We start from the raw sequence: 23,451 nt of genomic DNA, 5'->3' as shown, positions 1-23,451 counted from the left end.
AGAAGCGCTTGTAGAAGAGGCAAAAAAAGTGAAATTAGGCGATCCCATGAATGTCAACACAGATATGGGCCCTATGGCCTCCGTAATGCAATATGAAAAGGCCCACGAAAAGGTAGATCTTGCTGTGGAACAGGGGGCGCGACTGTTGACAGGAGGAGGCCGTCCGGAAGCTTTCGACAAGGGTTACTACTATTCACCAACGGTATTTGACAGAATGTCGGCTGATATGGAATTAATGAACGAGGAGGCTTTCAGTCCTGTTGTACCAATCCAAAGGGTAAAATCACTTCAGGAAGCCATCGAACTATCCAACGCCACCAAGTATGGCCTTGGTTGTTCTATTTATACCAAAGACCTTGAGTTGGCCATGACGGCCGCTGACGATATAAAAGCGGGAAGCTTTTGGATCAATAATCCTCTTTCAGAAAATAATGCCGCACCTTTCGGTGGCATGAAAATGTCTGGTCAGGGGAGGGAATTGGGCATAGAGGGGCTGAACGAATTCAGAGAGCCAAAGCATATCCTCATCGACTACCGCCAGGAAAAGAAAGATTGGTGGTTTCCCTACGGTTCTGACGGAGAGTAGAATTAACCTGTAACGTGCGTCTTTCTTTTATTGTAGCGCTCATTCTTACACTTCTAAGTGCGGATGATGCGACAGTCCGGACGACACTGAGCTATGGCACTATTAAGTTCACAGCTGTGAAAAACGGCGAATCGAACCGCCGTTATATCTGGCTTCACGGAGATGAGAAGACAGCGGAGATGGCGCTCCAGTATCATATTAAGCGCTACAAAGGGACGGCATTTATTATTAATAACGATGACCGTGTCGTCCTTGTGAACGGTGTTAGGCTGGATCCGAACCGGATCTTTTCCACGGAAGGGACAAAGAAGTCATTGCTTAAGTACCACCCGGAAGTGTCAAAGAATAAACGAAGGGTAATTGCTGAGATGCTGGATGGGGAGAGGGAGACTTTTTTGAAAAAACTACTCCCGCCAGAAGGGGGTCTGGTGATAGCATTGCACAACAACTTTCGCGGATACTCCATCGATTCAGAGATTGAGAATGCAGCTGTCTATTCCGTCAAGCCGAGTCAGAAGCGTCAGGATTTTTTTCTTTGCACCGACCGAACTGATTATGAGATATTGGCCAAGTCGCCCTACAATGTGGTGCTGCAGTCAAATGATGACGATCTCGATGACGGCTCCCTTTCCAGGCTCATGGGACATAAAGGGATAAGGTATGTGAATATAGAAGTCCGGCTGGGGTGGCTGAGCCAGCAGAAAAAGATGCTCAAATATCTTGAGAATAATCTCCCTTAACTCAATTAATAAATTATATAGGATATTTTATTAAAGTATAACATTATACTTATAATCCGGTTATTATTTCATCAACTTCAAAACCGGTCAATGACCGTAACGCCTTCGCCATCGAAATTCTCCATTCCCACCAGCACATCAATCGATTCTTCCAGGGAGACGGTTCGGCTCACAAGACTATTTAAATCGATTTTTTTATCTCTGATCCATTCGAGCATATCTTTGTATCGAAACGCCTGAATGCCATGGCTTCCTACAATCTTCAGCTCCCGAGCGATCACTTTGTCCATGGGAACACCTACCACACTGTCCCTTCCGACAGTCAGGCCGATCTGAACATGACGACCCCGCTTCCTGAGGCAATTGATGGAGTTTCGGCTCACACGTGAGTTGCCGACGGCATCGATGGAGACATGAGCACCGCCGCCTGTTATTTCACACACTTTTTCAACCATAGTTTCTGTTTCAGTGATGTTAACAGTGTGCTGTGCACCGGCCGATCTCGCGAGCTCAAGTTTGGCATCGGTTATGTCCACAGCCACAATTCTTGCGCCTATTGCCGAGGCGATCATGATGGCTGACAACCCCACACCACCGCACCCGTGAACCACAACCCAGTTCCCTTTTGATATTTTGCCTTGGTCCAAAACGCCTCTGAATGCGGTTGCAAAGCGGCACCCGAGAGTGGCAGCCCCCACAAAGTTCATATCGTCCGGTAGGCGGACCAGGTTCCATTCGGCGTATCGTATGGCCACCAGTTCAGCGTATGCACCCCAGGCAGTAAAGCCGGGCTGAAAATCGTTGTCGCAAATATTGGAAAAACCATCTTTACACTGTGGACAGTAACCACATCCGCCGCTGAAAGGGACAGTGACCCGATCACCTTTTTTCCAGGTGCTCACATTGTTTCCCACAGATTCTATAACACCGGCCAGTTCATGGCCAAGGACATGGGGAAGATTGGCGATGGCAGGATCATGGCCCATCCACCCGTGCCAGTCACTTCTGCAGATGCCGTTGGCTTTAACCTGGATGATAACACCATCATCTGTTAGATGAGGATCGGAGACGTCGTGAAGTGAGGGACGTTCTCCAAAGGTTTCGAACAGTACTGCTCTCATTTGTCGGAAACTCTCAGATTAGAGTCAAACCGTAACGCCGTATAAATTACGAACAGACCTTACTGAAAACAGGTTGAATTGATCCTCTCTACGTGAGATATTCCTATCTATCAGATAATGAACTATGATGTCTTTCTACGATAACCTGGAAAAGTGGGATTAGTGAGCAAGGCCGTTTCAGGATTTGGATCAGTTGGATACTCCCTGAAAGTGGGGAAAGAAGTTGGCTTTCGGAAGTTCTTTAAATCAGCCACCTCCAAGAATACCTGCAAAACCTGCGCTTATGGTATGGGTGGTCAGAAGGGAGGCATGCGTAATGAAGCGGGCAACTATATTGAAGTTTGCAAAAAGAGCCTTCAGGCGCAGCTTACCGACATTCAGCCTGCCATTCCTGAAGAACTCCTCACATTGCCTCTGAGTGATTTGAGGCAGAAATTGCCCCGGGAGCTGGAACGTCTTGGCCGGCTCAATTCTCCCCTTTTGAAAACGCCGGAGCACAATCATTTTCTGACAGTGACCTGGGATGAGGCTTTATCCAGGATCAGTGAACGTTTAAAGTTGCTGTCACCCCACAGAACTTTCTTTTACAGTTCAGGCCGTTCCTCTAACGAGGCAGCCTTTCTCCTTCAGATCTTTGCCCGGGTTTTTGGTACCAACAATGTAAACAACTGCTCCTACTATTGTCATCAGGCGTCAGGTGTGGGTTTAGCGAAAACCATCGGCTCAGGAACAGCCAGCGTTGTGCTGGACGATGTGAAACACACTGAAATGATCTGGCTTATTGGAGCGAACCCTTCTTCCAATCATCCCCGGTTCATGAAAGAACTTCTCCAATGTCGTCGTCGAGGTGGGAAGGTGATCGTCATCAATCCTCTGAAAGAGCCGGGCCTTGTAAAGTTTAGGGTACCCAGCGACTGGCGGGCTATGATGCTGGGGGATTGTGAAATCGCCTCCAAATATATTCAGCCAAATATCGGCGGAGATATTTCCCTCTTGAAAGGGGTTGCAAAAGCTGTGGTGGAACGGAGTTGGGTGAATGATGAATTTGTGGCGAATTATACAGATAGATTCGAGGAATTCCAGCAGGAGCTGGAAACTGTTTCTTGGAAAGAAATATCCGATTCATCAGGCGTAGAGAGGAAAATCATTGAGGAACTGGCGGAACAATACGTCAAAGCAGAGAAGGTTATTTTTTCCTGGGCCATGGGGATTACCCATCATGAATTTGGTGTTGGGAATGTTCAATCCATTGTGAACCTGGCCCTGCTTCGGGGCATGATTGGCAAACCACACGCTGGTCTTTTGCCACTTCGAGGGCACTCCAATGTTCAGGGATTGGGTTCCATGGGTGTCACCCCAGCGCTGAAAAGCAGTGTCATGGAAAAGCTAGAGTTGGAACTGGGTGTGGTGATGCCCGAGGCACCGGGAATGGACACAATGCAGTGCATGCAGTCGGCTTTGAACGGAAATATAGACCTGGCATTTTTACAGGGAGGTAACCTGTATTCTGCGAATCCTGACTCTCGGTTTGCTGAACAGTCGTTGAACAATATTCCTTTCAAGGTTTTTCTGACAACAACTCTCAACAAGACTCATGTAACCGCCACTGAAGGAGAATGTATTATTCTTCCAGTGGCGGCTAGAGACGAGGAGAAACAGCCAACCACACAGGAATCCATGTTCAACTTTGTGAGAATGAGTGATGGTGGAATTGTTCGGCTGGACAATGTCCGTTCCGAATCGGATATTATTGCAGAAATTGCCCATTCTGTCCTCGGAGATCATCCCGTAGACTGGCTTCGATTCAAAGAACACGGGCACATTCGAGAAGCTATTGCCAAGACAATTCCCGGGTTTGAAAAAATAGGTGCCATAGATAAGACCAAAGAAGAGTTCCAGATCGGTGGCAGGACATTCCACGATCCCCTGTTTGCCACGGAGAATGGCAGAGCAAAATTCTCTACAGTTTCCATTCCCGATTTAAAACGCGAAGAAGGAGAATTCACTCTTTCTTCTGTCCGAAGTGAGGGGCAGTTCAACACCATTATCTATGAAGAGGAGGATGTTTTTCGTGGGACTGATGATCGGTGGATTGTCATGATGAGCGGTGACGATATGACTTCCATAGGAGTTCAGGAAAATGGTCATGTTCACATAAAAAATCAAACAGGACAAATGAACGAAGTAAAGGTAAAAGCGTTCGATATTCCCAAAGGGAACGTTGCAGCGTTCTTTCCTGAAGCGAATGTGCTTATTCCTAACCTTGTGGACGACCAGAGTAAGACACCAGGGTTTAAGTCAGTGGCGGTAAGGATTACTAAATCTTAACGGCTGATGTTAAACTAAAATTATCGTGAAGATTCAATATTTAAATATACTATTCATGCTGGTGTGGACTTTCCTTCAAGCCCAGCCAACCACTCAAATTCGCTATCGGGAGTCGATGAAGATTCAGGTCCCAATTATCGGTAAGGTAGAAATGATTTCCACAACAGTGGTCGCCAATGGGATGGTGCATGAAAAAGAGGAGTCCAACATAGACAGGTTTGTCTTTAGATGGATGAGTGGCTCTGAGGGATCCATTATTGACCAGTCCAACGGGTACATGGTATCTTATGATAATGAGGATGAAGAATACTGGTACACTACCTTTGAGGACTTAATAGAGGAGAGGGTCAATCCGGACTCATCTAATAGAAAGTCAGTCTCCTTTACAATGGGTGGTGACGATGATGAAGATAGGGAAGAGCCAGTTGTTTCGAGAACAGATCAAGGGATAGAAACAGTTAACGGTATCATTGCCCACAAATGGGTTACCTCAATTGTCAGTGATGATGGGAGAATGATATTTGAGGAGTGGATGGCCGAAGATCTTCCTTTGAGAAAAAAGGCGACAAAGATGCAGAGAAATATCAATGAGAAAATAGGGTTGGCTGTGCGTGAAGAAGAATTCACAGGTATATCAAATGTGATGTCATCTTCAAATAAATTTGATCTTGACCCGATCCCCGGCACCCTAATCAAAATGAACTTGATGGGATTTGAAGAAGATAAAGACGACCCGAAGATGAGAGCATTTTTTGAACTTTTAAATATTGAGGAAGAGGCGTTCAATCCTGACGACTTCCACGCACCAGTAGACTATGAATTTGTGGAGAAGAATTAACGGGAAATTTGTTTCATTAATCAAGGGAGTTAAATCATGAAAAAGTTAATTACATTGTTACTGATCAGTTTAGCCTGGGCGGCAGACGGCCCAAAAATCTACATCTCTTCCGATATGGAAGGTGTGGTTGGTGCTGTCACGGGGGAACAAATGGGACCTTCGGGTTTTGAGTACCAGCAATTCCGTGAATTTATGACGGCTGAAGTGAATGCAGCCATCGAAGGGGCGCGTTCCGCGGGGGCAGGTGAGATACTGGTTGCCGACTCCCACGGAAACGGCCAGAACCTTCTTATCGATAAATTACCCAAAGATGTGAAGATTGTCCGTTCATGGCCAAGGCCTCTTGACATGGTTGGGGGGCTGGATGATTCTTTTGACGGTGTCATATTTCTGGGATATCATGCCAGTTCGGATAACCTGACCGGTGTGAGGGCTCATACCTTTTCCAGTGGCCGTCTTACATCCGTTAAGCTCAACGGAACGCCTGTCACGGAAGGTGCATGGAACGCAGCCATTGCAGGTGAACTGGGTGTGCCAGTTATCATGGTATCTGGGGATGACGCAGCTGTGGAGGAGGTCAGTTCACTTGTTGGAAACGTGGAAGGTGCGGTGGTGAAATGGGCCCTCAGTTTGCATTCGGCAAAGACTCTTCAACCTGAAGCTGCTTATGATCTTATTCGTGAGAAAGCTGCTAGGGCGGTGAAGAATATAAAAAAATATAAACCGTACAGGGTAAAGAACCCGGCAACTGTTGACTTGGGCTTTAAAAACTACAGCCCGGTGGAACTTTTAAGTTATCTTTCTCTGTTTGAGAGAACCGGTTCACATACTATCCGGTTTTCGGCTAAAACCATGGAAGAGGCATCTCGAATCATAACATTTGTATTGATGTATAATGGTGGTAATTCCACTCCTTAGAAAACCGGGAGAATCAATGAACAGTAAGGTTTCCATCAAATTTTATTTTCTTCTCTTGTTGGGTCTTTTTTCGTCCTGTGAAAATCGTCCAGGTCATATCAGAGCGTCCGGGGAATACAGAGAAGTGTCTTCAAAGCTCACGGATGCTGTTAATTATGAGATGAGTGATAAGGGGCTGAATGCCGTCTCCATTGTACTGGTGGATGATCAGGAAATTCTTTGGGCTCGTGGTTACGGTTATGAGGATTTGGGGAAACCGTCAAAAGCCGATGCTAACACTGTTTACCGAGTCGGTTCAGTCTCGAAACTTTTCACGGACATTGGAATCATGCAATTGGTTGAGAGGGGGGAAGTGGATCTGGACGCCCCCATTACCGACTATCTTCCCGAGTTTCGCCCTAGGAGCAGGTTTGACAAGGATATCACTCTTCGACAACTTATGTCTCACCGATCAGGACTCCTGAGGGAACCCTTGGTGGGGAACTATTTTGCTGATGATGAACCGACCCTAGAGGCGACAGTAAAGAGTATCATCGATTCTGATATAATCTATGAGCCTGAAAGTAAGATTAAATATTCCAACGGCGGCATTGCTACGGTGGGATATGTGCTGGAGAGATTGAAGAATGAACCGTTCGCTAGTTATTTAAGGAAAAACGTTCTTCTACCCATGGGGCTTTCTCACAGCGCTTTTGAACCGTTGCCTGATATCATTGATCGCCTAGCTGACGCGACCATGTGGTCTTATGATGGCAGAGTTTTCCATGCGCCTACTTTTGAACTTGGCATGTCTCCAGCCGGAAGCATGTATGCACCTGTTGTGGATCTGGGTCAATTCATGAAAATACTGTTCAACGGTGGTGCAGGACCTAACGGACAGGTGATCGAAGCGGAGACACTTAAGCTGATGCTCACCAGCCAGTTTAATGATGGGAAAGATCAGCAGCATAACATAGGGTTCGGTATCGGCTTCTCACTTTCAGAACAGGCCGGTTACAAACGGGTGGGCCACGGCGGTGCAGTGTACGGATTTTCCACACAGCTTTATGCTTTGCCGGAAGTGGAACTGGGGGTAGCAGTCACTTCCTCAGTGGATGTGACCAACACCATTACACGGCGGCTGGCTATTTATGCCCTCGATTGCCTCTTGGCCGTTGAAAAGGGAAAACCTCTTCCGCATTATGACAAAACAGGACCTGTAGATAAAGAAACCGTGGAATTGCTGGCAGGGCATTTTATTTCTGATAACGGGAGACATCTGAGACTAATTAAAAGGTACGGCACGCTATATATGGAAAACGACAGGATCCAGGCGAGAGTAAGGCGGCATAATGGCAAGCTGGTGACTGATGACAAGATCAGTTACGGTGCCCGTTTGGACTATTCTGAAGATGGTAGTTCTGTTATCATAGATGGAACTGTTTACTATCGTTTGGAATACTCAAAACCAACACCGGTCCAACAAGGGTGGCGGGGTTTAATAGGAGAATACGGGTGGGACCACAATATCCTTTATATCTACGAAGAGCACGGGAAACTGACGGCCCTTATTGAGTGGATGGAAAAAGACATTCTTACAGAAGTGGAGAAAGATCTGTTTGCCTTTCCTTCAACGGGAGGAATGTATCACGGTGAACAATTGAGGTTTAAACGAAATGGAGATGGTATCGCCACTCAGGTTCAAATCGAGAACGGCCCTATTTTCTATAGAAGAGATGTTGGGGTAGAACAGGGCGAAACATTCAGAATCGAACTTTTGAAACCAGTGGATGAACTGCGGGAGATCGCTCTTTCTGCTTCACCTCCAGCCGAACGGAAAAAGAACGAACCGGATCTGGTAGAATTGGAAAGTTTAGATGCCTCAGTCAAATACGATATCCGATATGCTACTACGAATAATTTTATGAGTACAGTCTTTTACCAGTCGGCTCATGCTTACATGCAGCGGCCGGCGGCAGAGGCACTGGTTCGGGCCCATAGAAAACTGAAGACCTATGGCTACGGATTGCTTATCCACGATTCCTACCGGCCGTGGTATGTGACAAAAATGTTCTGGGATGCCACCCCCGATGATAAAAAGATCTTTGTGGCCAATCCTGACAACGGCTCCCGACACAACCGGGGATGCGCTGTGGATCTCACTCTTTATGATCTTAGCACTGGAGAGGTGGTTGAAATGGTGGGCGGCTATGATGAGATGACCGACCGCTCTTTTCCGGATTACATGGGTGGTACTTCCCGGCAGCGGTGGCATAGGGAACTCCTACGGTGGGCCATGGAGTCAGAAGGGTACACTGTATATGAGGCAGAATGGTGGCACTACGATTACAAAACCTGGAATGATTACCCCATTCTGAATCTTACATTTGAAGAATTGGAGAAATTAAATAAGATTTTACAATGACCCAGAAAGGGGCGGGGGTTATAGATTCTCAGATTAATTCAAAGAGGAAGGTGAGAATGATCAAACAACAATGGATTCTTTTATTTGCGGCAGGAATAATTTTCTCTGGATGCACAAATGATGCAACCCTCCGGAAGAAAGCTGATGAACTAGCCCACAAACATATCATTACGGACGGTCATGTGGATATTCCTTATCGTCTTGCGAGAAAGATGGAAGATATATCGGTGAGGACCCAAGGGGGCGACTTTGATTTCGTCCGAGCGAAGAAGGGGGGACTGGATGCGCCTTTCATGTCTATCTATGTGCCGTCATCGTATCAGGAAACAGGTGGTGCAAAATCAAAAGCTGACTCTCTTATCGATCTGGTGGAAAATCTTGCCGGGGATCACCCTGACAAATTTGCTGTAGCGACATCACCAGCGGAGGTTGAGAAAATTGTGGCTGAAGGAAAGATCGCACTCCCCATGGGGATGGAGAACGGTGCCCCCATTGAAGATGACCTGAACAATGTGGCTCACTTTCACAGGCGGGGCGTCCGGTACATTACCCTTACTCACGGAAAAGACAACCAGATTTGCGACTCTTCATACGATACCACGAGCACTTGGGGCGGGATTAGTGATTTCGGCAGGCAGGTAGTTGCGGAGATGAACCGGGTGGGCATTATGGTGGACATTTCCCACGTTTCGGATAACGCCTTTTACGATGTAATGAAAATTACCAAGGCACCAGCCATTGCTTCTCATTCCTCTTGTCGTGCTTTTACGCCGGGTTTTGAAAGGAACATGAATGACGAGATGATCGAGACGCTGGCCGCTAATGGTGGTGTTATCCAGATCAATTTCGGCTCCTCTTTTCTCAGTGAGGAATCCCGTGACAAATCGAATAAAAACCGTGAAAAGGTCCGGGCTTATGCTGAAGAAAATGGCCTCGAAATGGGCGACGAAGAGTTTATGCAATATGCCCGGGAAGTGAGCCGCGAGAATCCTACTTACGCAGATGTAACTGATGTGGCAGACCATATTGACCATGTGGTGAAACTGGCGGGAATTGACCATGTGGCCTTTGGATCAGATTTTGATGGTGTAGGGGACAGTCTTCCTTATGAATTGAAGGATGTCTCCTATTATCCTAATCTCATCTTTCACCTGCTGAAGCGGGGGTATTCCGATGAGGATATTGCGAAGATTTGTTACAGGAACGTCTGGCGTGTCTGGAACGAGGTTGAAAGAGTTGCTAAAGAACTTCAGGCTGCCGGTTAGTATCATAGCCATGGTCGCGCTTATTGTGGTGGTCACATCCAGTGGCTGCGACAGCTGCGGCGGTTTTGGAAGAAGGGGAGCCATTCCGGAAGCACCCTATGGTGTTGCTGATGACACTTTGAAAGTGCATTCAAAGGACTATATCTCGGTTGAATACGTTTACGAGTGTCTGGAGGATGAGAAGGTCCGGTGCTTCTACCACAGCGCTTCAGAATGCATCGAATACGAGTATTCCGAAACCCGCGGTCAGTGCGATACAAAGCGGGTCAGTTTTTAATCTTCTGAGGATTCATTATGATGCTTCCCATCTATCAGGTGGATGCATTCGCTTCCGAGCTTTTCCGGGGCAATCCCGCCGCCGTTGTACCACTTGAGGAGTGGTTACCTGACACTGTTCTTCTATCTATCGCCCTGGAGAACAATCTTTCAGAAACGGCCTATCTGGTACCTGATAGAAATGGCTATCACATCCGCTGGTTCACCCCGGTGGTGGAGGTGGCCCTTTGCGGCCATGCTACCTTGGCCTCAGCGCACGTGGTTTTCAGTGAACTTGGGTTTGATGGTGAAACGATCGAATTCCAATCAAAAAGTGGTCCGCTTACCGTAAAATGTGGAGGCAGCGGTTATATTATGGATTTCCCTGCTGAACCGTCTGACTCTTGTGATGTCCCCAAACCGTTAACTGAAGGTCTTGGGCTTGAACCTGACTTGGTCATGAAAGGAACTGATTACCTGGCCGTCGTTTCTACACAGCTGCAGATTGAAAAGCTGGCACCGGATTTCAGGAAACTTGCCCGGTTAAAATCGCGAGGTCTTATCGTTACCGCGCCGGGTGACGACTGTGATTTCGTGTCCCGATGTTTTTTCCCACAAACAGGTATTGATGAAGATCCTGTCACTGGTTCAGCCCACTGCCAGATGACGCCCTACTGGGTAGATCGTTTAGGAAAGTCGAAACTTGTGGCGAGGCAACTCTCAGCAAGAGGAGGGGAGGTGATTTGCAAAATGCAAGGGGACCGGGTTTTACTTGAGGGACAGGCAGTGAAGTATTTGGAAGGGAAGATAGAAATACCCTTGTAAGGGTGGAACGCTTGAGATCCTCCCATCGTTTAACCTCTACTGTGGTTAAGCGATTAATCCATTGTTTAATAATTCTTTTTCTTTTTCAAGGTTGTACCGTACAACCGCCCAAATCCCCTGAAAATATTTGTGAAATCTTCAATGAAAAAAGAAGCTGGTATAAAGCTGCCAGGCGCGCCGAAAAAAAATGGGGCGTACCCATCAGCGTCACCATGGCCTTCATCTATCAGGAGTCTTCGTACAGGGGCAAGGTTAAAGCGGAGCGAAGGAAGCTGTTGTGGGTAATCCCATGGAAACGTAAAAGCAGTGCTAAAGGTTATGCCCAGGTACTTGATGGAACTTGGGAACAGTATGTAAAAGATGCAGGAGGTATGTTCTCACAAAGAACGGACTTCGACGATGCTGTTGACTTTGTCGGCTGGTTCAATGCTAAGAGCCATGAAAAGCTCGGGATTTCGAAGTCTAACGCTAAGGCGCTCTACCTTGCCTACCATGAAGGGTGGGGCGGCTACAGAAAGGGAACCTACAAGAAGAAAAAAGGGCTCATACAAATCGCCAATAGGGTGGATAAACGCGCGTCCATATATAAGAGCCAGTATAAGCGGTGCAAAAGAAAACTCAGACGGTGGTTTATTTTCTTTTAATCCCCGTCCAATTCCGATTAATTATAACTAATCTTCTTTGATTATTACCGCTGGTATATCCATATCACGATAGAGCCTGTTGAACTGGCCAACCTGGTCTGATACGAGGGCGTTGTACTCTGATTGTTTTTCTTTCCACTGTTTCATGAGGTCGTCAAACCTGTCTTTGCTCCCCTCTGAAACAACGGGTCCCGATCCGTCAATTTTGGACATGAGCTCTTTCAGATCTGCATCCAGGCCGCTATCGAAGTTGACCACATCCTGATATGTTTCCAGTTTCAGGGAGACCACGGATTCCTCCCAGTCGGAAAGCGCCTTTACCGCCGCTTTGCCGGCTTCCACCAGTTTCTCCGTGTCATCCATCCCCTTAATATTTTTCGTGATGCCCTGTAATTGACCTCGAATGGAACGGAGTGATTTGACAGAGCCATACAGATCATTGGTGGTATCATATAGTTCTTCCAGCATGTCCTGTTGCCGGTCGTAGCGGGTGGTGAGATCGTTCCGCGGATCAGGTGCAATTTTGAAAGATGTTTCTGAGTTCTTCTTTCCAAGGTTAATAATAGCCGTATAATTTCCCGGTCCTACCCGGTAACCAGCTGGGGAGCCGGAGGTGAACAGTTTTGGTACTTTTGTCAGGTCAGCCACCCGCATATTCCAGATAAATCGGTTCATCCCTTTTTTGGTGCTGAGACCGGGTGCCCGTTGCATACCCCAGCGGGTTTGTATCGGGTCACCGGCTTTATTGGTAAAGCTCCTTACAGTGTCGCCGTGACTGTTTACTATATTCAACTTAACAGAAGTGGTTGAATCACTCTCAGTACCTAAAAGATATTGGAACACCACGCCACTGGGCGGATTTTTCCCAGCTGATGAGCCGTCTGATCTTCCGCCGTAAGAAATGAGAAGTGTTTCTTTGGGACTAAAGAGATGGACTTCCTTTTTCGCAAGATCGGCCGACAGGTTTTGAAGTGGGGAAAGATCATCCAGGATCCAGAAAGCCCGACCCAGAGTGGAGGCTACCAGGTCATTGTTTCTGAATGTGAGGTCCGTAATGGGAACGATGGGGAGATTCAACTGAAAACGCTGCCACGCCTTACCGTCGTCGAAAGAGACAAATAGTCCCAGTTCCGTACCCGCATAAAGGAGACCTTTTTTCACTGGATCTTCCCGAACCACTCTTACATAAGCGTCATCAGAAATTCCTCTAATGATTTTTTTCCAGGTTTTACCGTAATTGTCTGTTTTGTATATATAGGGCTTAAAATCGGCAAACTTATACCGTGTGAAGGCAATGTAGGCCGTTGCGGGATCGTGGGGGGAAACATCGATGGCATTTACCATCCCTTCCTTAAGGCCGTTGGGGGTCACATTATTCCATGTTTTTCCGCCGTCTTTGGTGACATGTACCAGCCCGTCATCGCTTCCTGCCCAGATTGTTCCTTCTTCGTGGGTAGAAAGCTCGAGATAAAGGATGGTGTGGTAGATCTCGCCGCCGGCCGCTTCGTTTGTAATAGGCGCGCCCCCTTTGCCGAGATTTTCCTTTTTGTTTAGGGTAAGATCAGGACTGATGACTGCCCACGATTCACCTCTGTCCTCCGTTTTCAAGACAACATTCCCCGCGTGGTAGATCATCTGCGGATCGTGGGGTGAAGCCACAATAGGGGCATTCCAGTTGAATCGGTATTTTTGATCAATTGGGTCTGAGCCCAGACCAAGATACTCGTAGGCCATGATACTCCGGCTATTGCCGCTCTCAACATTCAGTTCATTGATGAGCCCTTGGTAACATCCACCGTAGACAAGGACGGGATTGTCCGGGTCGAAAGCGAGATAAGCGCTCTCACAGCCTGCTACCGAGTACCAATCTTTCCAATCGATACCGCCTCGAGCTCGGCTGGCGATAGCCACGGAGCTGTTGTCTTGCTGGCCGCCATAAACCCAGTAAGGGAAGCGGTTGTCAGTAATGACCCTGTAGAACTGAGCCGTAGGCTGGTTCTGTTGAGTTGACCACGTTCTGCCGCCATTAAAAGAGATATTGGCGCCGCCGTCGTTACCATTAATCATGATTTGGTTGTCATGGGGATTGATCCAAAGGTCGTGATTGTCACCATGAGGAGTGCGAACATTTTCAAATGTTTTACCGCCGTCAGTGGATTTCATCACAGGTGCGTTCAGGACGTAAACCGTATTCTCATTCTGGGGATCAGCAAACACATGGATGTAATACCAAGACCGGGCGATAAGGACACGATCTTTGTTCACTCGCGTGAACGATTTCCCGCCGTCATCGGAGCGATAGAGTCCCCATTTATTAGACTCGGTCAAAACCCAGACTCGTTTGGGATTTACGGGGGAAACCGCTACCGAAGTTTTTCCCATTTCTTCAGGCAGACCCTTTTCTAGTTTATCCCAACTGTCGCCACCATCAGTCGATTTATAAATACCGCTCCCCGGTCCGCCGCTTCGTACTTGCCAGGGCAGACGTTGATGGTGCCAAAAAGCTGCGTAGAGTACTCGTGGATTGGTCATATCCATACTGAGATCAGAAGCGCTGGCTAGCTCATCCACAAAAAATATTTGTTCCCATGTCTTTCCACCGTTCTTTGAACGATAGATGCCCCTTTCTTTGCTGCCTGTCCATGGAGTTCCCTGTGCCGCCACATAGACGTGATCGGGATTGTCCGGATGAATGATCACTTTGGAAATATGCCGTGTATTTTTCAGTCCAAGATGGGACCATGTTTCACCACCGTCCATGGATTTATAAACACCATCACCATGAGAGTTTGAAACGCCTCGGACGCAGGCTGTTCCTGTACCCACATAAACAACATTCGGGTTGGATGAAGAAACGGCGATTGCGCCGATGGATCCGACGCCGAAGTGACCGTCTGAAACATTTTGCCACGATATACCAGCATCATCCGTTTTCCAGACACCGCCTCCGGTGGCACCAAAGTAATAGGTGGAAGTGTGACCTACAACTCCCGCCACCGCTGTGGATCGACCACCCCGGAAGGGACCAATGTTTCGCCACTCCATGGCTTGGAAGAGGGAAGTGTCTATTTCGACAGCTGCCAGGGATGACAAAAGAATGGAAAAGAAAGAAACTGTTTGCATATAATGCTTCAAGGGCGATTTCATCATTTTACTCCTTAGTTCACTTAACCCCGGAAACTGTGAATATAGGTCTGTTAGTATTCGAAGAAAAGAAACGTTGAGGCACGGTTCGAAGATATAATCACTGTGAGTTGGTGAAAGGGTGTCACATGCTACCCGTCCCACGTTGGCAGGTACGGGGAGGGTCATTAACTTCAGGTCCACTTGTAATCATGGTTATCAAACGAACATGAAAAGCATTTTGAAGTGGTTTGGAGTTTCTCTCATCATGCTTGTTGCCGTTATGTTGATCCGGACGTTCACGTTTGGTGAAGATGACGTCGATGTTAAACCGATCCCGCTTCTGAATATTGATGAATCAGCCGCTGCTGAACGATTTGCCGGCGGCCTGAGAATTCCTACTGTCGCCTATACAAACCGGTCGAGAATGGACTTTCAGGCGTTCAAAGCTTTTCATGATTATCTTGAAACAAACTACCCGAAGGTTCATCGCTATTTGAAGCGGGAGGTCATAGGTGACTTATCCCTTCTTTACACATGGAAGGGGACAGACCCGTCGCTCAATCCTGTTGTACTCATGGCACACATGGATGTGGTGCCTGTGACAGAGGAGTCTGTAAATGATTGGACCCACGGTCCCTTCAGCGGGAATGTGGCAGACGGCTATATCTGGGGCCGTGGCGCTATGGATGACAAGGCGAGCCTTTTCGCAATCATGGAAGCGGCAGAGTGGCTCTTGGGTGAAGGTTTCTCACCGGTGAGAACAATTTATATCTCATTTGGTCATGATGAAGAAATCGGGGGTACGCAAGGCGCTGCTATAATAGCTGAACATATGGAGCTGATGAAAATTGTACCGGAATTTGTATTGGACGAGGGTGGTGGTATACTTTCAGGGGATATGCTTTCCATTAATTCTATGGTCGCATTTGTTGCTATGGGTGAAAAAGGTTATTTGTCTTTGAGGTTAACCGCCCGCGGCAAAGGTGGACATTCCTCCATGCCGGAAAGGGAGTCCACTATCGGTATACTGGCCATGGCGATCCAGAAACTTCAATTGAACCCGTTGCCTGCTTCCATGACTCCTTCTACTAAACAGATGATAATGGCCTTTGAGCCCGCTATGAAATTCAGCTTGAGATTCCTCGTTGCTAATCTGTGGCTTATGGAAAAACCGTTCGTAAGATATGCTTCAGGAAAACCAACTCTCTCTGCTATGATGCGGACTACAACGGCACCTACAATAATTCAGGGTGGTGTCAAAGACAACGTAATCCCTCCCACAGCTACAGCGGTGGTTAATTTCAGACTCAGGCCGGGCGACAGTATAGATTGGGTGTTAGAGATGGCAACAAGGATTGTGAATGATGAGCGAGTTGATATTGAAATTGAAGAAGGTTTCGCTAGTGAGGCATCCAAAGTTTCAGTTACCAGTGCGCCTCAATTCGATCTTTTGGCAAGAACTATCCGTGAAGTTTTCCCAAAGATTGTTGTTGTCCCTGGTCTCAGTCCGGGAGGTACTGATTCGAAGCATTTCCAGGAACTAACGCCTAATATATATCGGTTTATTCCATTTGATAGATTTCAAGGCAGGATAGAGGGTGTCCATGGTACCAATGAAAAACTGAGCGTCAGAAGCCTCAAAGACGGGGTCACATTTTATGTCCAGCTTATAAGAAACGGAGGCAAATAAAGATGGGTGACACAAGAATGAAGAACAATTTTCTCATTCTGGCAATCATCGGACTGCTTGGGTGCAGCACAGACAAGCCTCCCGAAAAACAGTATGATCTGATACTCACGGGAGGCACCGTGGTGGACGGGCTGGGTAATCCATCCTACCGAGCGGATGTAGCTGTAAAAGGGGTTACAATCGTTTCAATTTCCAGAGAAGGATTGAATCGAGAGGATGCTCTAGATGTTCTGGATATCACCGGACGTGTGGTAAGCCCTGGATTCATCGACAATCATGCGCACATCCAGACAACCATTCACGAACATCCGCTGGCAGAGAATTTCACTAGGCAAGGCATCACAACGATTCTGGCCACACTACATAGTGGTGATCAGCCGTGGCCACTGGATGAATATGCAGCATCTCTGCGAGTGGCACCGAATGTGGGATTCTATGCCGGACACACCTGGACGAGAAAACAGGTGCTGGGTCTGGAGAATAGAGCCCCATCGGAAGATGAGCTGGATAAAATGCGGTGGTATGTTGAGGAGTCCATGAAACAGGGCGCCATAGGTTTTACAACAGGTCTATTGTATGTACCAGCCAATTTTGCAAAACCTGAAGAAGTAATAGAACTGGCTAAAGTGGCATCTCGCTATGGTGGTATTTACGTCTCTCACATGCGGAATGAGGCAACAGATCTATTAAAGTCTGTTAGAGAGACTATTCGCGTTGCAGCAGAAGCGAGGATTCCTGCACAGATCAACCACCACAAGGCATCCGGTATTTCCCAGTGGGGTTGGTCCGAAAAGAGCCTTGCCATCATTGATTCAGCCAATGCTGAAGGGATCGACATTGTTCACGATCTGTATCCGTATACGGCTTCCAGTACCGGGTCTTCCATCCTTTTTCCACAGTGGTCTCTGGCTGGTGGCAGAGAAGGATTTGCTGCTCGCATTGCTGACCCAGAACAGCGCCGAAAGATTGAAAGCGAGATGGTTGATATATTCACTAAGGATCGCACTGGAGGTGATCTTCGCAGGATACAGTTCAGGGTTCTGCCCATTGATCAGTCATACAATGGTAAACGGTTAGCTGATTATGCAACTGATCGGGGTCTTCCCAACATTTTGGAAACAGGGATTCAGCTGGCCATTGATTTGCAACTGAAGGGCGGGTTTTCGGCCATTTATCATGCAATGGATGAAGGAGATGTCATCAGAATTATGCAGCATCCTTTAGCCATGATCGAAACGGACGGTGATCCAGTCAGTTATGGTGTTGGGTATCCCCATCCTCGTAGCTACGGCGCTTTTCCTAGAGTTCTAGCCAGATATGTGAGGGAATTGGGTGTCTTGTCCCTTGAAGAAGCTGTCAAGAAGATGACGTCCATGACAGCGGACCGGATCGGTCATAAGAATCGCGGCCGAATTGAAGAAGGAGCTTTCGCTGATCTTGTGGTATTTGATCCAGAAACGATTCAGGATCAAGCCACCTATGCTGATCCTCACCGTTATCCCACGGGTATTGATCACGTGATAGTAAACGGTAAGTTGGCTATTCGGGCTGGGGCGCTTACTGGAGAACGTTCGGGAATGTGGCTTAGAGGCCCGGCGAGACGCTAGGATTAAACATCATTAATGTGGAGAATCTGAGATGAGAAACAGACTATGCCTAAAAACGATTTCTTTGGCACTTTTGGTGCAGTTTGCTCAAGGGGAGATGCCGAAGGTCCTATCAATGAAGGAAAGGGCTGAAGTTAGGGACCGATGGTTAAAAGATCGGGTGGAGACAGTTCTCCCTGACCTGCTTCGCCGGGAGAAGATAGATATGTGGCTCATTATTGCACGGGAGTACAACGAAGACCCGGTCATAAGAACCATGCTTCCAGGTACCTGGCTCAATGCCCGCCGGCGCACAATCTTAGTGATCTATGATCCAGGAAAAAATAAACCGTTGGAAACGCTAGCTGTGGCACGGTACGATGTAGGGGAGGTTTTTAAAAAAGCGTGGGAAAAGGAAAAACAGCCGGACCAGTGGAAACGCCTTGCTGAGCTTATTGCTGAACGGGATCCCAAAAAGATAGCGGTGAATCGGTCTGAAAATTATGGACTGGCTGACGGCCTTGCCTCTACTGAATATGAGGCGCTGAATGCAGCCCTGGCTCCCAAATATAAGAAGAGAATAATTTCCGGAGAGAAACTGGCTGTGGGGTGGCTGGAAACCCGGACATCAGGCGAAATGGTTGTTTACGAACGGATATGCAGGATTGCACACGAAATCATTAAAGAAGGCTTCTCGGAAAAAGTGATTCAGCCCGGCGTCACCAGTACAGACGATGTGGTTTGGTGGTATCGAGAGCGAATACGGGAACTAAAGCTGGTCACCTGGTTTCATCCTACAGTTGACATTCAGAGAGCTGAGACAGGTTCTTTTGATTTTCTCACCACCTTTTCCAAGACAGATCGGCCACAAAATGTCATTATGTCCGGTGATGTATTGCACGTTGATTTTGGCATTACTTATCTTGGCTTGAACACAGATACCCAAGAGCACGCCTATGTCTTGAGAAAAGGGGAGACTGATGTTCCTGAATATCTAAAAAAAGCACTTGCAGCCGGGAACCGATTACAGGACATACTGACTGGTAACTTTAAAGTGGGTCGAAGCGGGAACGATGTACTAAAAAGGTCTTTGGATCAAGCGAAACAGGAAAGGATCAAGCCTATGATCTACACTCATCCAATTGGCTTTCACGGCCATGCTGCCGGGACCACTATCGGCATGTGGGATTCCCAGGGGGGTGTCCCGGGACACGGTGACTACCCGCTTCATGCCAATACAGCCTACTCCATTGAACTGAATGCCAAAGTTCAGGTAGAAGAGTGGGGCAAAGAAGTAGCTATCATGCTAGAACAGGATGCATTTTTTAACGGAGAGACTGTTCAGTACATTGACGGCAGACAGACGGAGTGGATCCTCATACCTTGATCTGATCGGTATGGAAAAAGCTGGACAATTTGACAGCATTCCTATTATAGATATGTCGGGGTGGTTTTCAGCAGATAATCGCTCCAAGGGATTGGTAGCTGAAAAAGTAAGGAACGCATGCTTAAGATCAGGATTTATGTATCTTAGAAATCATGGCATGAGCCAGAAGGTGATTGCGAATGCCACAAAAGCAGCAGAAGATCTTTTCTCTCTTTCGCTAAACACTAAACTGAGCATACATGATGATAATCTTGGATATTATCGTGGATATATTCCTATTGATGGCGAGAGTACCGACCCCGATAATTCTGGGGATTTGAAGGAGGCCTTCGATGTTGGGCTTCAGATAAAGATAGATGATCCACAATATCCTGGTTATAAACGTATGAGTGCGCCGAATCTCTGGCCAGAGGATTTGCCTCATTTCCGGAGTTCAGTGGAAGCATACTTTGAAGCCGCTATGGGCTTGGCTAAAACACTTTTCAGGCTTTTTGCTGTATCTCTTAACTTGAATGAGAATTACTTTGATTCCATTACAGACATGCCCATTGCTCAGATGCGTCTTATACATTATCCCCCTAATGAATCAACCGTTTCCAACGAAAAGTTGGGCATAGGTACACACACAGATTACGAATGTTTTACACTACTTATTCAGGATGAAACAGGGGGACTTGAATTAATGAATGCGGCAGGAAAGTGGATCGATGCTCCCCCTATCGATGACGCAATTATTGTCAACATAGGGGAGATGATGTCACGGTGGACCAACGGTCTATTCGCGGCAACGCCACACCGCGTTCGGAATCATCCATCAGCCGATCGCATTTCGATTCCTTTCTTTTTTGCTACAAATTATGATACGGAGATTGTTTGTTTGGAAAGTTGCTATGATGATTTGAACCCTCCCAAATTTGAACCTGTTATGGCTGGTGATTATCTTGAGGAGCGACTGAATTCCATATACGGATCTGTCGCAATCTGATGTCGAAAATCAAATACCGTTCAACGAAAGATCAGTTTACACATTTTTCTTCTATGCCGACCAGGTGGCGTGATATGGATTTCCGCCAACACGTCAATCATGCTGCTTACCTTACCTATCTGGAAACTTCACGACTGGAGTTTGCTCACAATTTTTTTGACAAAACCCACACCTTTATTATGGTATCTCTTACAGTTGATTACCATAACCAGCTTACCCATCCCGCCATTCTTACTATAGGACAGAAAGTGGTTGATGTGGGAAACAAGAGTTTCAAAATGCTGGGGGCCATATTCAGGGAAGAAGAAGTAAATCCAACTGTTACTACCCTTGCAACCTTGGTCTGTTTCAATTATAAAACGCAAGTGACATGCCCGGTTCCCCAGGCCATCCGAGAGAGGCTTAACGAGTGATTCTCAACAGTTATCAAGTTACTGAAAAGCCGTCTCGGGCTGTTATCGGTCTCCACGGCTGGACCGGTGATGAATATTCCATGGAGCCTATTGCAATATCTGTCAAGGCTCCATCTGCAAAATGGGTTATGCCCAGGGCACCTTACAAAGCTGATACGGGAGAGGGATATACATGGTTTAGCGGCAGCGATGAAACCGGTTGGAAATATGACAAAACACTTGAGATGATGCCTGAACTTATTACAAAGGTTTCCAGTGATGGTTTTGAGAATCGACATATCTTTTTTGTTGGTTTTTCCATGGGTGCCGGTCTCTCACTGCTTACAGCTGGACGACTTCCTTTTCAAGTGGGGGGAGTGGTAGCCATTTCCGGATTCATAAAAAACAGAGAACTTTTTACTTCCAAAATGACCAAACAGAGCCTTGGCACACCAATTCTCATTCTGCATGGTAACCACGATAAACTTGTATCACCTCGAAAAGCTGAAGAAACCGTGGATTTTTTGAAAAATTTAGGATATAGTGTCCGTTACCAAACCTATGATGCAGGACACAAGGTTCCTAATGAGGCAATGCACATTATTAAATCATTCATTGAAGATGATGAGATTGAAGTAAAAAATGTTTTTCCGGGTGAGATATCTTCAGCCGTTTAATTGATTCTTCTGATATGAACGCAACTATTCATTTTGAAATAAATATGGTTGAAATATGGAAGTAGTAATAACGCCTGATAACCGGTTCCATGATTTGAAGGATTATCCCTTCGAACCCAATTATTTATCTTGTGATGGGGTTCAAATGCATACAGTGGATGAAGGAGATAATGACAATGAAGTGGTTCTGATGCTCCACGGAGAGCCGACCTGGTCATTCCTGTATAGAAAGATGATCCCCATTGTAAGAGATGCCGGTTTTAGGGTCGTGGCTCCGGATTTCATCGGTTTTGGAAAATCGGATAAGCCAGTGGATAAGAGTGTTTACACCTATCAGCAGCATGTAGACTGGATGGCCGCTTTTCTTCGCAAATTGGATCTGAAAAATATTACTCTCTTTTGTCAGGATTGGGGCGGTCTTATCGGACTACGCCTTGCTGCTGAACATGAGCACCGGTTCAAGAGGATTGTGGCAGCCAATACAACACTGCTAACAGGTGACCTGAAGATGCCCAAGGCATTTTTAATCTGGCAGAATTTTTCACAGAAGGTGAAATTATTTAGCGCCAGTAGGATTGTAAACAGGGGTACTGTAAACAAAATTGACGAGTCAGCGAAAAAAGGGTATGATGCACCCTTCCCATCAGAGAAATACAAGGCGGGTGCACGTATTTTTCCTACACTGGTGCCTACAAAACCGACAGATCCTGCCACAGTGCCAAACCGTGCGGCGTGGGAAATACTGAAAAGGTGGGAAAAGCCGTTCCTGACCGCTTTCAGCGATTCCGATCCTATTACAAGGGGAGGCGAAAGTTATCTGAAAAAAGTAATTCCCGGCGCGAGAGATCAGGATCACGTCATTATTAAGGGTGCTGGCCATTTCCTTCAGGAGGACAAGGGAGAAGAACTGGGCAAGCTGGTGGTGGATTTCATTTCCCGGAATTAGAATCTTTCAGAATAATAAACTAAAACCTCATCCGTCTTCATTAATCTGGAGTCTATCAGATGTGTCTTATATCTATGGTTTTGGCCCTTTTACAACAAAATTATCTTGTACCTCAATTTTATAAATATAGTTTACTAGAGTTGTTGGTCTTTGGGAGAGGGCATATCAACGTAACAGGTTCTTCCATTTAATCTAGAATAGGGGGGGTACCTATGTCTAACTTTAGAATCCTTGCTGTTTCCTCAGTTTTCTTATCTACTACTCTCTTTGCACAGTATAACCCTGAGAACCATGTCGTAACAGTTTCCAGTTACGATCTCCGTTATTTAAGCGACGTGGAGGAAGGGAGCTCGGAAGAACGGAAGGAGCTGTTTGAAACCTATTTCAAGAAGATGAATGAATCCAGTGATCTGTTGATTAGCAATCTTGTTTTGGGCCACTATTTCGGCGGTTCCTCAAACCAAGTAAAACAGATGGCTGAATGGAAGTCATTGGCTGACGCCGACGCATGGCTCGTGTCCGGAGGAGATCGGCGCAAGAAGGCCTGGCCAGACAAGGAAGAGCGCAAAGCATTTCTGGACAAGTATAATAAATACTGGGTGGGGAATCATACCGATCTTGCTGTAAGAGAACTCGTGGCGAGCCGCGTCAAGCGGTACAACAAAGGCGCCGATGAGAACACGATCGTTTCCGTTCAAACTCGGAACCTGAAACCGATGTCGGAGGTGGAAGAGGGCT

19 protein-coding genes and 1 pseudogene (1 of these 20 running past the window's edge) are annotated in these 23,451 nt (G+C 46.8%); 18 read left to right on the top strand and 2 right to left on the bottom strand.

Annotation, left to right across the window (positions count from 1 at the left end; genetic code table 11):
* Together EYO21_08550 and EYO21_08545 are read left to right on the top strand one after the other, a co-directional pair.
* On the top strand, positions 1-586 hold a 586-nt coding region (locus tag EYO21_08550; GenBank protein ID HIB03851.1), incomplete at its 5' end, for an aldehyde dehydrogenase family protein.
* Between the two features lie 14 nt (positions 587-600).
* Positions 601-1,326, top strand: coding sequence for a hypothetical protein (locus EYO21_08545; protein ID HIB03850.1), 726 nt, complete (start codon positions 601-603; stop codon positions 1,324-1,326).
* Between the two features lie 77 nt (positions 1,327-1,403).
* On the opposite strand, the gene EYO21_08540 is transcribed toward EYO21_08545, so the two are convergent.
* Positions 1,404-2,447: an alcohol dehydrogenase gene (locus EYO21_08540; protein ID HIB03849.1), complete on the bottom strand. Its 1,044-nt coding sequence runs from the start codon at positions 2,445-2,447 to the stop codon at positions 1,404-1,406.
* 162 nt (positions 2,448-2,609) lie between these two features.
* Here EYO21_08540 and EYO21_08535 point away from each other — a divergent pair, with 162 nt between their 5' ends.
* The 8 genes from EYO21_08535 to EYO21_08500 all read left to right on the top strand — a co-directional run bounded on the left by EYO21_08535 (position 2,610) and on the right by EYO21_08500 (position 11,924).
* Positions 2,610-4,775 carry an FdhF/YdeP family oxidoreductase gene (locus EYO21_08535; GenBank protein HIB03848.1) on the top strand — a complete coding sequence of 722 codons (2,166 nt, stop codon included), beginning with the start codon at positions 2,610-2,612 and terminating at the stop codon, positions 4,773-4,775.
* Positions 4,776-4,890: 115 nt separating this feature from the next.
* Positions 4,891-5,613, top strand: coding sequence for a hypothetical protein (locus EYO21_08530; protein HIB03847.1), 723 nt, complete (start codon positions 4,891-4,893; stop codon positions 5,611-5,613).
* Between the two features lie 36 nt (positions 5,614-5,649).
* Positions 5,650-6,531 (top strand): hypothetical protein, encoded by an 882-nt coding sequence (locus EYO21_08525; GenBank protein HIB03846.1) that lies wholly within the window; start codon positions 5,650-5,652, stop codon positions 6,529-6,531.
* Positions 6,509-8,935, top strand: coding sequence for a serine hydrolase (locus EYO21_08520; protein HIB03845.1), 2,427 nt, complete (start codon positions 6,509-6,511; stop codon positions 8,933-8,935). Before EYO21_08525 ends, EYO21_08520 begins: the two co-directional genes overlap by 23 nt.
* A gap of 56 nt (positions 8,936-8,991) precedes the next feature.
* Complete coding sequence (locus EYO21_08515; GenBank protein HIB03844.1) at positions 8,992-10,200, top strand: membrane dipeptidase; 1,209 nt, start codon at positions 8,992-8,994, stop codon at positions 10,198-10,200.
* Positions 10,201-10,210: 10 nt separating this feature from the next.
* A complete protein-coding gene (locus EYO21_08510; GenBank protein ID HIB03843.1) occupies positions 10,211-10,477 on the top strand; it encodes a hypothetical protein in 267 nt (88 codons plus the stop codon).
* A 17-nt stretch (positions 10,478-10,494) separates the two neighbouring features.
* Positions 10,495-11,280, top strand: a complete 786-nt coding sequence (locus EYO21_08505) for a PhzF family phenazine biosynthesis protein (GenBank protein ID HIB03842.1) — start codon at positions 10,495-10,497, stop codon at positions 11,278-11,280.
* Between the two features lie 41 nt (positions 11,281-11,321).
* Positions 11,322-11,924, top strand: coding sequence for a transglycosylase (locus EYO21_08500; GenBank protein HIB03841.1), 603 nt, complete (start codon positions 11,322-11,324; stop codon positions 11,922-11,924).
* Between the two features lie 27 nt (positions 11,925-11,951).
* Here the strand turns inward: EYO21_08500 and EYO21_08495 are convergent, their stop codons facing one another.
* Positions 11,952-15,047 carry a glycosyl hydrolase gene (locus EYO21_08495; protein HIB03840.1) on the bottom strand — a complete coding sequence of 1,032 codons (3,096 nt, stop codon included), beginning with the start codon at positions 15,045-15,047 and terminating at the stop codon, positions 11,952-11,954.
* A gap of 229 nt (positions 15,048-15,276) precedes the next feature.
* Here EYO21_08495 and EYO21_08490 point away from each other — a divergent pair, with 229 nt between their 5' ends.
* The 8 genes and pseudogenes from EYO21_08490 to EYO21_08455 all read left to right on the top strand — a co-directional run.
* On the top strand, positions 15,277-16,740 hold the full coding sequence (locus EYO21_08490; protein HIB03839.1) for a M20/M25/M40 family metallo-hydrolase: 1,464 nt from the start codon (positions 15,277-15,279) through the stop codon (positions 16,738-16,740).
* 2 nt (positions 16,741-16,742) lie between these two features.
* A complete protein-coding gene (locus EYO21_08485) occupies positions 16,743-18,347 on the top strand; it encodes a D-aminoacylase (GenBank protein HIB03838.1) in 1,605 nt (534 codons plus the stop codon).
* Positions 18,348-18,378: 31 nt separating this feature from the next.
* The gene (locus EYO21_08480) at positions 18,379-19,713 is read left to right on the top strand and encodes a M24 family metallopeptidase (protein ID HIB03837.1); all 1,335 of its coding nucleotides are present in this window, start codon (positions 18,379-18,381) and stop codon (positions 19,711-19,713) included.
* Positions 19,643-20,698, top strand: a complete 1,056-nt coding sequence (locus EYO21_08475; protein HIB03836.1) for an isopenicillin N synthase family oxygenase — start codon at positions 19,643-19,645, stop codon at positions 20,696-20,698. Before EYO21_08480 ends, EYO21_08475 begins: the two co-directional genes overlap by 71 nt.
* On the top strand, positions 20,698-21,111 hold the full coding sequence (locus EYO21_08470) for an acyl-CoA thioesterase (GenBank protein ID HIB03835.1): 414 nt from the start codon (positions 20,698-20,700) through the stop codon (positions 21,109-21,111). Before EYO21_08475 ends, EYO21_08470 begins: the two co-directional genes overlap by 1 nt.
* On the top strand, positions 21,108-21,767 hold the full coding sequence (locus tag EYO21_08465) for a hypothetical protein (protein ID HIB03834.1): 660 nt from the start codon (positions 21,108-21,110) through the stop codon (positions 21,765-21,767). The genes EYO21_08470 and EYO21_08465 overlap by 4 nt, the downstream gene beginning before the upstream one ends.
* A 55-nt stretch (positions 21,768-21,822) precedes the next feature.
* Positions 21,823-22,713, top strand: a complete 891-nt coding sequence (locus EYO21_08460) for an alpha/beta fold hydrolase (protein HIB03833.1) — start codon at positions 21,823-21,825, stop codon at positions 22,711-22,713.
* A 212-nt stretch (positions 22,714-22,925) separates the two neighbouring features.
* Positions 22,926-23,451, top strand: a pseudogene (locus EYO21_08455) (hypothetical protein); it runs 605 nt beyond the window's last position.

The sequence above is a fragment of the Candidatus Neomarinimicrobiota bacterium genome (assembly GCA_012964825.1).
Taxonomy (GTDB): domain Bacteria; phylum Fidelibacterota; class Marinisomatia; order Marinisomatales; family S15-B10; genus UBA2125.
The sequence above is the reverse complement of the archived record's forward strand: the minus strand, read 5'-3'. Positions and strand labels throughout refer to the sequence as shown.